The sequence below is a fragment of the Ruminococcus gauvreauii genome, from assembly GCF_025151995.1.
GTDB classification, from domain to species: domain Bacteria; phylum Bacillota; class Clostridia; order Lachnospirales; family Lachnospiraceae; genus Ruminococcus_G; species Ruminococcus_G gauvreauii.
This window is the reverse complement of sequence record NZ_CP102290.1, coordinates 2,502,373-2,514,214: the sequence shown is the minus strand read 5'-3', so window position 1 is coordinate 2,514,214 and position 11,842 is coordinate 2,502,373. Positions and strand designations below refer to the sequence as shown.

General features: G+C 48.8%; 8 protein-coding genes and 1 riboswitch. Of the genes, 1 reads left to right on the top strand and 7 read right to left on the bottom strand.

The features are described from left to right. Positions 1 to 95: 95 nt before the first annotated feature. Positions 96 to 282, bottom strand: a riboswitch (cobalamin riboswitch). A gap of 134 nt (positions 283 to 416) precedes the next feature. The 5 genes from iolG to NQ502_RS12115 form a co-directional block, all read right to left on the bottom strand. Then, positions 417 to 1,436, bottom strand: coding sequence for an inositol 2-dehydrogenase (iolG, locus tag NQ502_RS12135; RefSeq protein ID WP_028529543.1), 1,020 nt, complete (start codon positions 1,434 to 1,436; stop codon positions 417 to 419). Positions 1,437 to 1,642: 206 nt separating this feature from the next. Further along, the gene (locus tag NQ502_RS12130; protein WP_028529544.1) at positions 1,643 to 2,113 is read right to left on the bottom strand and encodes a YbaK/EbsC family protein; all 471 of its coding nucleotides are present in this window, start codon (positions 2,111 to 2,113) and stop codon (positions 1,643 to 1,645) included. Between the two features lie 24 nt (positions 2,114 to 2,137). Further along, on the bottom strand, positions 2,138 to 2,812 hold the full coding sequence (locus NQ502_RS12125; RefSeq protein WP_044983461.1) for a DUF3786 domain-containing protein: 675 nt from the start codon (positions 2,810 to 2,812) through the stop codon (positions 2,138 to 2,140). Positions 2,813 to 2,825: 13 nt separating this feature from the next. Further along, entirely contained in the window at positions 2,826 to 3,329 is a 504-nt protein-coding gene (gene greA, locus NQ502_RS12120; protein WP_028529545.1) for a transcription elongation factor GreA, read from the bottom strand. Further along, complete coding sequence (locus NQ502_RS12115) at positions 3,326 to 4,414, bottom strand: endonuclease/exonuclease/phosphatase family protein (protein WP_028529546.1); 1,089 nt, start codon at positions 4,412 to 4,414, stop codon at positions 3,326 to 3,328. The genes greA and NQ502_RS12115 overlap by 4 nt, the downstream gene beginning before the upstream one ends. Positions 4,415 to 4,560: 146 nt before the next feature. On the opposite strand from NQ502_RS12115, the gene NQ502_RS12110 reads away from it, so the two are divergent. Beyond that, positions 4,561 to 6,240, top strand: a complete 1,680-nt coding sequence (locus NQ502_RS12110) for a sensor domain-containing diguanylate cyclase (RefSeq protein WP_028529547.1) — start codon at positions 4,561 to 4,563, stop codon at positions 6,238 to 6,240. Between the two features lie 302 nt (positions 6,241 to 6,542). On the opposite strand, the gene NQ502_RS12105 is transcribed toward NQ502_RS12110, so the two are convergent. Then, a complete protein-coding gene (locus tag NQ502_RS12105; RefSeq protein WP_028529548.1) occupies positions 6,543 to 10,865 on the bottom strand; it encodes an InlB B-repeat-containing protein in 4,323 nt (1,440 codons plus the stop codon). A 90-nt stretch (positions 10,866 to 10,955) separates the two neighbouring features. Then, complete coding sequence (locus NQ502_RS12100; RefSeq protein WP_028529549.1) at positions 10,956 to 11,837, bottom strand: DUF4430 domain-containing protein; 882 nt, start codon at positions 11,835 to 11,837, stop codon at positions 10,956 to 10,958. Between the last annotated feature and the right edge of the window lie 5 nt (positions 11,838 to 11,842).

Sequence of the window (11,842 nt, the reverse complement as noted above, 5' to 3'; positions counted from 1 at the left end):
AGAGCCGTAACAGGCTCTACCTTTAAAAAGGGACCTTTTTGCATACAACAAATAAAGGTCCTGGATTCTCTTCTCAATCCGCCTTGCTTACGAATCTTTTTTCACAAACTGCGTTGTTGTATCCTGACTCGGGTTCATCCTACTAAAAGCGCCTTCCCGGATTTCATCCAGTGGCATCCTGCTTTGTTCGTCCCCCATACAGTAGAGATAGGCTGTCCCGGATTCTCACCGGGTTCCGTTTAAACAGGCACGCCGTGCCTGACCGCAGTTCTTATTCAGTTTATACTATGGTGTTAATCATTAATTTAGATGATTCTAAGTTATTTGTCAAGATATATTACATAAACCGAGTGTTTTTTTCGAATTTAAAAATGGGAGCGTCTTTATCAGACACTCCCATACCTCTCTGACAAATATCAGATTTTAACAACGCCTTTTGTAACCAGTGCTTTCTGTGCCGCTTCACAGATCTGTGTAGCTGCAGTTCCGTCATGTACAACAACGCCAGGTTTCTTTCCGTTCTGTACACAGTCCACGAATTCTTTCATCTCTTCCACGTATGCCTGCTGGAAACGTTCCGGGAAGTTACGTACACATTCCTGAACAACACCGTGTTTGTCATAGATCACTGCAAGATTCTTAGCCGGAACCGGGCTCACACGGATGCTTCCCTCTGTCCCGATGATCTCTGTCTCAATATGATAGCCGTGTACTGCAGCTCTTCCCACATGAAGCTGTCCCATGGCGCCATTCTTAAATGAGAAAGTAGCGCATGCTGTCTCAACATCGCCCTGCTCAGCAAATCTCGGATGTTTCACCGTGCTTCCGATCGCATATACTTCTTCCGGATCATCACCGAGGAACCAGCGCATCAGGTCGATATCATGGCTGGCCATATCCATCATGATGCCGCCGCTCTTCGGAACGTATCCGCTGTCCAGTAAGCTCTCTGCGTCCGCATCCGGGTCCACTCCGGTAGCTTTTACGAGGTAAGGTTTGCCGATTGCGCCTTCATCGATTTTCTTCTTCGCATATGCATAGGAAGGATCATATCTGCGCATGAAGCCGAGCATAAACACGAGATCCGGGTACTGCTCTACTTCTTTTTCTGTTGCGTAGCATTCGTCGAGTGTAACGGCAAGCGGTTTCTCGCAGAAGATATGTTTTCCGGCTTTTAATGCCAGTGAAATCTGCTCCGGATGAAATGTAGACGGGGATACGATCACGACTGCATCGATGTCCGGATCCTGACACATTTCTCCAAAGTCAGCGTATGTCTTAGCCACACCCAGTTCGTTTTTTGCATACTCAAGTTCCGCCGGAACAACGGAGCAGGCTGCAACCAGTTCAGCTGCCGGCACGCCAAATGCCAGATTGTTCGCATGTGCACGTCCAAGTCTTCCTAACCCAACAATACCAATTCTTACTTTCTTCATTCTCCAATTCCTCTCTTCACTGTGATTTCTCTCTTCCAAAGTTCAGATCTATATAAATCGTCCGCCGATTTATACATTAATCATATCATAACAAATCCTATTTCTCAATTCTTTCGTAATATTGCACAGATGTCTTTTTATTTTCACAGAATCTTCAGGTAATTATGATGGGCTGCGGACAGATTTTCACATTCTTGCTTGCCGCCTTATTCCCAGTTTTTGCAGACATCCACCCACTTTGAAAAACCTGAATATTTCTCAAGTTCAGGAATGGTGAGTTCGATTGCGCTACTGCTGCTCCCGCATGCAGGGAATACTGTCTCAAACCTTCTCAGTGATTCATCGAGGCACACCTGGACTTCACTGTTGACTGCAAATGGGCATACGCCTCCGACAGAGTGCCCAACCATATCTTCGACTTCCTCCGATGACAGCATTTTTGCTTTTGTATGGAAGGTGCCCTTATATTTGACGTTGTCTATTTTCGCATCCCCGGCTGTCACGATCAGCACACACCCGTCGTCCACTTTGAAGGAAAGGGTCTTTGCGATTCTTTTCGGTTCACATCCGACCGCCTGCGCCGCCAGCTCAACCGTCGCGGATGACACCTCAAACTCCTGTACTCTCTCCTCCAGTCCATACTGCCTGAAATATTCTCTTACCTTTTCAATCGCCATTTTTGTTCTCTCCCTGCTGTATACTCATTTTTTCACCCATCCCCGGTACGAGCGGTTCATCGGTGCTTCTTTTCCCGGATCCGCAGCCTCAGTCAAACGCTTCAGGCCGTCAGATGCAACCATGACAACGGTCTCCTCATGCATAAAATCTGTTATGTTGGCGTCAAACAACACGTTTGCCTTTGCCGGAAATTCTTCATCTCCGTCCCAGAACAGAAAACGGATCGGCAGGCAGGAAAATGCCATTGCCTGAAATCCCGCATCTGAATAGCGGATTCTCTCGAATCCCAGCTTTTCCCCCGCCTCCAGCAGCTGGTCAAGCCTGCCGCCAAACACACGTGCGAACGGATTCACCGTCTGCTCAAAAAATGCCTTTGTGAACACGCTTGCACGGGGCACATCCTGAAATGCCACCCACTGCCCGGAGAGCACCGGTTTTTCTTTGGAATAATAAAACAGATGGTAGATATCCATCAGTGTAAAAAAATCAGGAACCTGTTCCGGATTCGCTGCATCCGTGATGCTTCCGGTTTCCCGGTCGATCTCATATTTTCTTCCATAATAAATGACGGGCAGTTTTCCATGCTCCGAATAACCCGGAAGCCCCAGAGCACGATACCGCTCCTCATAATTCCAGGTTATTGCCTTCTTTTTCCAGTCCTCACGGACTTTTTCATAATTATCCTGATATTCCGCCATGGCGTTCCTCCCACTAAAAACTTCTTATCTTATCAGAATCTTCATCATTTGTTTTTTCGATCTCCTGTATGATAACGTAATAACCGGCCGTCTCATTTACCTTTACAAAGACCCGTTCTCCCGCTTTATGTCCCAGAATCGCCCTCCCGATAGGAGATTCTGTGCTGATCTTCCCATCCAGCGAGTTCCCACGAATGGACGTGACAAGCTTATACGTCTCGGTCTCATCATCGTCTTCAAAGTACAGCTTCACCGTATTGTTCAGCCCCACCTCATCCTCTTTGGAATCGTCCGTGACAATCTCTGAAGTCTTCAGCAGACGTTCCAGATACCGGATTCGGCTTTCGTTGCGGTTTTTATCCTTCTTTGCGGCATGGTACTCGAAGTTTTCACTCAAGTCCCCGTGTGCACGGGCTTCCTTCACCGCCTCCAGAGCCTCTTTCCGAACGACGAGCTTCCGGTGCTCGATTTCCTCCTGGATCTTTTTTATGTCCTGTTTTGTCAGTTGATTTTTCATTCTTCATCTCCGCCTTTTGTCTGTGTCAATGTCACCTTCACCATAACAGGGTTATGATCTGAATACGTAAAGCCCCGCTCCAGAGTCTTCACCCCTTCCAGTCTTACGTTGGGTGACAGGATAAAACCGTCAATCACATAATACTGTGTGTTTTCAGACTTCGGATCATACGGTTCGTTCAGCAGGCGCGAGGTTGGAACCGACGTATCATTTACAAAGCTCCACCCTTCACCGAGTGCCGACGTATCGATGCGTCCCGGCTGAAAATATTTATCATTAATCAGAGGATATTCCTCTTCGCCGGAACCGTCAAATGTCTGATTAAAGTCTCCTCCGGCGATACAGTAATTTCCTTTTTCATATTCACCCTGCAGAAAATCGAACAGCACTTTTGTCTGCGCCTCTTTGCCGGCTCCGTCATCGTAAGCCTCCAGATGCAGATTCACCAGCACCAGTTCTTGATCTGAGTCCTCCAGCTGAACACGTTCCACCAGCAGGCAGCGCTTCAGCTGTGCCACACGTACCGGCCATTTAAAGGAGGCGGGCAGCGCGATCCTCGTACTCTCCCGGCTGTCATACCGGCTGAGCGTTGTCAGTCCGCCTTCCACTTTCCCGATGGTCGGAATCGGATAAGGTACATAACTGCATCTGAAGTTCGCCGCATATGTCATCGCATATCCGGGATTTGCCTCCATCAGATAGTCTGCCTCATCCAGGTAATAAGACCGTTTGGAATCCCGGTCAACCTCCTGGAGGAATACGACATCCGCTTTTACATCATAGATCGTATCTGCGATTCCCTGCATATTGTCGAGTACAACTTTGCGTGATTCAACATTCACGGTCTTTCCACCGTCCATAAAGAAATCATGCGCTTTATCCAGTGCACCATACCCGATGTTAAAAGTCAGCACCCCCAGGCTGTCCCCTTCTCTGATCGTGTCAGTTCCCGTTCCGTTTCGTTTTACACGCTCCTGATCATCCGGCTGATATTCCTTAACCGTAAGATACGTGACAAGCGCTGCAAAACCCAGCACGAAAACTCCGAGTACCGCCGCTGCGGTTATGCATATCTTTTTCTTCATAAATACCTCTGTCACTCTGTCTGACATTCTTTCGCTGCCTCTCTATTATAACGCATGGAAAGGATTTTTGAAAGTTATTTCCCCTGACAAGCCTGTTATGCTATACTGAATGTATGAAATTTTCAGATTGTCGGAGAAAAACCATTATGAAATCAAACCAGAAGATTTATCCGAAACAGTCCAACTGGCATTATTATCTGTTCCTGCCCGCTGCTGCCGTCTGTTTTGTAATACTCGCCATCGTATATTTTGGTTCCACACTTTCAGTGACCGACTGGGAAAGTTCGGATGTACAGACCTTTAATTCCGGCTGGACCACTGAAAACGGCAGTGAGCTTACGCTTCCTGTCAATGCAGGATCAAATTCTGAAAATGCACTCACCATCGAAAATACCCTGCCTCAGATTTCCGGCACCACCTGGCTGGTCTTTGAAAATTCCTATCAGTCGGTGGAAGTGCTCATCGACGGCATGCGCGTATTTGAATACGGCATCGAACAGAAGCCCATTCTGGGCCAGCTTCTGGGAAATGCCCCGTGCAGAGTTGCCTTAACTTCATCAGACAGCCAGAAAACAATTATGATCCGTTTCACCAACAATTACAGCAAACCCGGCATTTACGTAAGTACCATGCATCTCGGAAGCAAAGAGGCGCTCATCGTCTCCACACTTCGCCAGAACCTTGGGCTGATCGTATGCCTCGGAGTACTCGCAGCCGTGGCAGGCATCCTGTTCCTGAGCAGTGCAATTTCCCGCCTGAAGGAACGAAATCCCTACTATACGCTGTTTCTTTATCTGGGGCTTTTCACTGCCTCCTGCGCGGTCTGGCTCCTGACAGATTCCTCACTTCCGGAACTCTTCACCCACAATGTCGTGTTTGTCTGTATATTGTCATTTTACAGCTTCATGCTGAACCCTGTGTTTATGCTGCTGTTTATTTCTGAACTCTGTCATAGCAGAGAACGCGGCGGAAAGATCCTTTGCTGTCTCATGCTGCTCAACATTATCATTCAGTCCGTCTTATATGTCTGCGGCATCGCCGACTTTCCTCAGATGTTGTTCATCAGCCACCTGTTTTTAGGGATCACGTGTGTCTGGCTATTGTATTTCCTGATTCGGGATTTAAAAATGAATCACTCTTATTACGCAAAAGTCATTCTCGCAGCCATCATGATCCTGACCGCCGCAGTCGTGATCGAGGTGCTGAGTTTTTATCTCGATTATTTTAAGAACAGCCGCAGGTTTTTTCGCTGGGGGCTGCTTATCTTCATCGGAACACTGGTGTTTCTTTCCTGGAAAAAATACATGGAACTGCTGCAGGAAAATATGAAGGTACAGACATATCAAAAACTTGCAATGACGGATTCTCTTACACATATCGGAAATCACGCCGCCTATCTTGAGAAGCTGGAACTGCTGAAACAGAGTTCACCCTCTTCCGGCAATATCCTGCTGGTCATGATGGATGTGAACTTTCTGAAGGAGACGAATGACCAGCACGGACATAATGCGGGCGATGTGCTGCTGAAGGGCGCCGCCAGGTGTATCCGGCAGACATTTTCTGACTTCGGAAACTGTTACCGGATCGGCGGTGATGAATTTATCGTTATCCTGGAAGGCCCTGACTGCAGCCCTGAGACCTACAGCAGAAAACTTGACCTTGCACTCGAAGAACACAATATAAATAGCCCGTTTCCGGTGTCTCTGGCGCGCGGTTACGCGTATGTTGACACGAGTCAGGGGGATATCACACAGAGTATTCAGGATGCCGTCCACAGAGCCGATCTGGACATGTACGAGAATAAACGGAAATTCCGCCAAACCTGATGCAGGGAACATTGCTCCTTTATATGCAAAGCAAACACCGGTCCGAAATATTTTTCGAAACCGGTGTTTTTGTATTTTCATTTATCGAGTCGAATAACCATCCTCTCTGTATGAATAAGATGCATCCTGCAGATTGTACAGGTAATGCACATCTACATTATAATATTTGCCTTTCTTTACATCAGAAACCACGTATCTATACGCCAAAAATGGTGTTTCATTCTTCCACCTCCACATATCTATCATGCGTTTTTCGTTTTCCCGCGTAAGCTTTTCAATGCCTCCCTCATAAGATACAATAGCTATTTTATCTTCACAGATTTCTCTGCCGAATATCCGCCAAATACCTGCTTACCGCTTACTTTCCGGTATGCGCGCATCCGGTAGTATACGGTCTGCCCTTTCTTCAGCCCTTTGTCCGTGTAAGATGTCGTGCTGCCGTTTCCAATATGGGCAGCATACTGCCATGCACCGTTTTTGGATGTCTTATAGTACAGACTGTAGCCGGTGGCTCCCGGTATCTTACCCCAGGTGACCTTTGCCTGTCCGGTTCCGGCTGTCACTTTCGAGATCTTCACGATCCACGGTACCGGCCGCACACTCTTTACCTCAGAATCAGCGCCAAAATGCTTGATACCATTAACCGTCCGGTATGCACGTACCACATAGTAGTAATCCCTTCCGGAAGTCAGTCCGGACTGAGCAAAGGACGTGGTGTTCCCGTTATTGATCTCTGTGACATATTTCCATGATCCGTTTGCCGTTATCTTATAATACAGGCGGTAGCCTGTGGCTCCGCTTACCTTGTCCCAGGTGATCTTTGCCTTGTTGTATCCAATGGACTGTGCATTTGTGATCTTTGCCCTCGCCGGCAGAACTTTCCCTGTCACGTTCGTGACATAATCACTGTAAACCGTACTTCCCCATTTTTTGCTGACCGCCTTAACCGCATAATAATATGTGTTTCCGGTCACCGCCGTCTTATCCGTATAGGTCAGTCCTTTCACCGTGGCTATCTTCTGGAATGTCTTTCCTGAAGCCTTTCGGTAAACCTCATAACTGTCGGCATTTTCATATGAGTTCCAGCTGACTTTGAGGTTGTTGATTCCGAGGGACTGTGTCTTTACGGACGGCTTTCCGGATACAAATGCATTCTGCTCCGCTTTCAAAGACTGAACCGCCGCCTCCGCATCTGTCAGTACCCCGTAATTGTCTACCAGTTCCTTTGCCTGCGGAGATAACCGCTCATAAGCATCGCGTGCTTTTAGCACCGCCGCCTCATCCTTCAGCGTCACCGTGCCGAGGGATGCAATCATATCTTTTACTGCCTTTGCCTCTTGTTCCAGCTTCTCTTTCCGAAGATCCGCCAGCGCTTTTTCCGCGTCTGCCAATGTCCGGCTATTTGTCACCAGCGCCTGCTCCTCTTCCGTGAGTGCATCATACGCCTCACGCGCCTCTTTGATCGCCGCCTCACTCTCAAGAGTCACGGTGCCGATCGCATCGATCTTTTGGATAACCTCAGCTGCCCTGTCATTCTCATCCGGGATGGCATCCATCAGTTCCCAATAGTTCGTAATATAGCTGCGCAGCGTCGGATCCGTAAAACCTGCCACCGCATCGTCATATGTCTGCTTTGCCGCCGCCAGCGCCTCATAGTAGTCATCCTGCCCTTTTTTCGCCAGTGCCGCGTCGATGGTGTCTTTGACAGACTGAATCTGTGCTTTCTGCTCATCGGTAAATTCCGGACGCATGTCGTAGAGGCTGCGCATGCCGTTGAAGTAGCGCCATGCGGCTACCATGCCATAATTCCCCTGGTCTGTCGCCATGTAATTCCAGCCGCCCCCCAGCATGTGCTCGTATCCGCCGCCTGAAAGACTGAAGCTCTGGATACCATCGATGAGTGTATTGCCATTTTTTATGAAGCGTTCGTCGGTCAGAGGATCGATTCCCAGCGACGTGATCGCCACCAGTACCTGTACCGTAGACTCTACATTGCGGTCCCCGTAACAGATGTAATCGCCATACTCCGTCTGGAGTTCTCCCAGGGCATCCAGCGCCTCGTCCACAACCTGACGCACCGTCACCGTCCGGGACTCACCTGTTTTCACATTGTCATAGGTGTATTCGATATCATCCCAGTAATAAGGAGCCAAAGCCTGAATGATCATCCCCGTCATATCAGGGTCTGACGCCGTCGCCGTCGGCCTGACATCCCATCCCACGTATTTTCCATCCACGCGGAGCTGCTTGCTTAAGATGGAGGTAATCAGATATTCATCGGAATACTGTACACTGTCAGGAATCTCATAGTCCAGCGTATTTTTGGCGAGCAGTGCAAATGCCTCTCCATTAACTCCCTGTTTTCCGGGTTCAATCTTACAGTTGTATGTCCCGTCTGCTACCAGATCAATCGGTTCTCCGTTATAGGTGCCAAAATTTGTCGGGTCTCCCCCGAGCGCTGCAATTGCCAGAATTGCCCTCTGCCATTCCGTTGCCTTGTCTTTAGACAGGACGCCGTCATTTTCCGCGTACATCTTTTCCATATACGCTTTCATTGCCTCAAGGAAAGCCTCTCTTCCTTCCTCATCCTTATACAGCATCTGCACACTTCCGTCCGGCTGCACATAACCGTACCGTCCCATGCCGAATGCCACCCAGTCCGTGTTGGTAGAGCTCACCTGGGAGAGATTTTTTCCAAGAATCTTTCCGGACGAATCTTTGTTGGACGCGATTCCCTGTGTAATCTGAGACGGCATCGCCTCCGTGATCGCGTCACGAAGCTTGACAACCGTCACCTTATAGCTTCTTGATACTTTGCCGTTTCTTGAAGTTACGGTATAGATCACCGGATCGGTGAAGTCCTGTGTTTCGCCGCTGCCGGGGACTACGGCTGCTCCATCGGATATTTTAATGTCGGGCGTTACTTTTGTCAGATCTGCTTCATCACCGAGACGCACCAGAATCTCGTTTTCCTCGATGCTGCCCTTTGCATCTCCCACAGAAAACTCATTGATCTGTGCCGTGTTCGTTTTAAACGGCTGTTTCTCGAAATTGCCGAAGAGTTTTACGTCTTCCCGGAATTCCCCATTTAAAAATTCCACATATCCATATGCGTAGCCCTCTTCATTCGGAACGTCGCTGCCAGTGATATGGATCTTCACAGTGCCTGAAAAATAGTCTGTGCTTTCCAATACCGTGTCTTTTGTATAATTGATCCCATTGATGGTGATACCTGCGAATTCATGATAAAATTCCGGCTGATTAAAGTACGTCATTCCCCAGGTAAGGTTTTCTACCGGTTCAACCGGCGCCCGGTTTTCATTCTTCAATTTCCGCAGCACCTGATTGTCCTGTGGCAGCAGGAAAAGCTCAGAACGCGCCCTCCATTTCTCATTAGTCTGATCAACTGTGAATTTGTAATAGCGTTTCCACTGAGCGGTAAAAACCACATCCTCCGGACCTATGGTATAGGTATCGCCCGGCTGGTAGGTATGTTCTCCGTCTGACCAGCCCGCAAAATCATAACCAAGTTCCCCGGAATGTTTGAATGTGTTCTCGGGCAATGCAAACGTATCGCCTTCCGGTCTGGCATCGATCCCCAGTGACTGGGGAGCTGTATCCTCCTCCGCCTTGAACCACACATCCCGCAATGCACTGCTTCTCCACTGTGCTGTGAACACCACACTCTTGTGAGGCATGGTATAGCTGTCCCCCGGCTGATAGATGTTGTCCCCGTCTGACCAGCCTAAGAAATCATGGCCTTCAAATGTATAGGGGTTATCCGGAAGTGAGAAGGTATCTCCTTTCACCTGCTGCAGCGCAGGCGGATTCTCTCCGCTTCCCTCTTCCGTCTGAAAGGTCACGGAAAACGAAGTATCCTGGATCTCTTCAAACTCCGGGACAACCTGAACAACCGGTTTCCTCCAGTTATGCTCCGAACGCAGTAACCGAGGCAGCACGAATCCATTTTCGGCTTCCGTCACCGCCTGATCCAGTTCACTCGCCAGATCCATATTCCACGACCTGCTTCCAATCGATTTCCACTGTACAAACCGATAGCCTTCGTCGGCAACCGCCCGGATAGACACATGCTCTCCTGTAATCGGGTATTCATTGTCAATCTCGATGCTGCCGCCCGTCACCTGACTCCCCAGCTGGATCTCCGAATCGAAATAGGCAACTACCTTGAATTCCACGTCATTTTCCGGCATCTCGAAAGTAAATCTGCCGCCGTGCAGCGCCACATCGAGCAGCTCAGCTTTTTGTTCTTCAGTCACATCCAGCCCATCAGCACGGACTTCAATCACTCTGGCTCGGAGAAGATCTTCTACTCCTTCGTTCAACCGCAACGAATGCATTGCACCCGGAGTCCCCGCGTCTACCCCCTCCTCCATACAAGCCCAAGCGCCTATCGTGCTGGAGCCATAAGATAAGCTGTCGCCTATATCATCCGCCGTGTAACTTACATAAGGCTGACAGTCTATACGATAAGTCTGCTGTTCTTCCTCCGCTGTCATTACTTCCGTCTCCGGAAGTTCCGCTGCCCATGCCGGCACCGCCGTTACCAGCATACAGGCCGCCAGCAGCAGGGCTGTGAATCGTTGCTTTCCTCTTCTTTTCTTCACATTAGCTCTCCTTTTAATGCCCAAAAGGGCTGCCGCACAGCCGGATATCCCGGCTGTGCGCAGCCTTTTATGACTATTTTTCTACAATGCTTAGCCCCAAACGGTACTGTAATCTACAATATATTTCCAGTCGATGATCGCATTGTCATTTAATACATAATTTCCTGCGCCGACCATCGGAAGTTCGCCATTTGCCCAGTACATCCAGCCGCTCATAGAACCACAGGTAAACTCGCCCAACGGATAGAGAATGCTGTCTTTTGTTACCTCCATACGGGAGATGTAATTATTTGCCGCCCCGATCGGATTGATCGCTGCATAATATGCTCCAAATGCATTGTCTGTGTCTTGTGTCACGAACTCCAGTGCATCCATGACTGTAGAGCCTGCAGGCATTGAAAATTCCAGATATCCGGTAGCGTCATTCTGCGGAACGCGGATATTCTGTGCAGCCAGTTTGATCGAAGCATCATTGTTTGCCGTTCCGTATGCTTCCGCCTGATCTGTGCGGACAGCAAATTTTACATTTACGTTGCCTGTGATAACGGCACACACACGGTATGTTCTGGTAACATTGCCAACCGTGACCGTCAGAGTCTTGCCCTGGTTCAGGTCGACGCCTGTGAACATTTCATAATCAGTATTATCTTTTGTTATTCCGTTAAAGGTGATCGTGCCGGCGCTGTTTAATTCCACCTCCACATTCACACTGTCCAGATTGGAGGTCGTCGGCAGGATCGCATCGAAGTAATACTTCGTATCCTCCGGATAGCCCGACCCTTCCTCCGGTGTCACCGTGTTGAACGAATAGCTCGCCGGTGTGTCAGTATCCATGTAAATTGAACTCACCAGGCTGTCCGCCGCGTCCGTAGTGGATGCAAACGCCGTCACCGACGAAAGCATCATGGTCAGTCCCATGACCAGTGTGAGCATCACTGCCCAAAGTTTTTTGTTTCTTCTTTCTCTTTGCATAATTT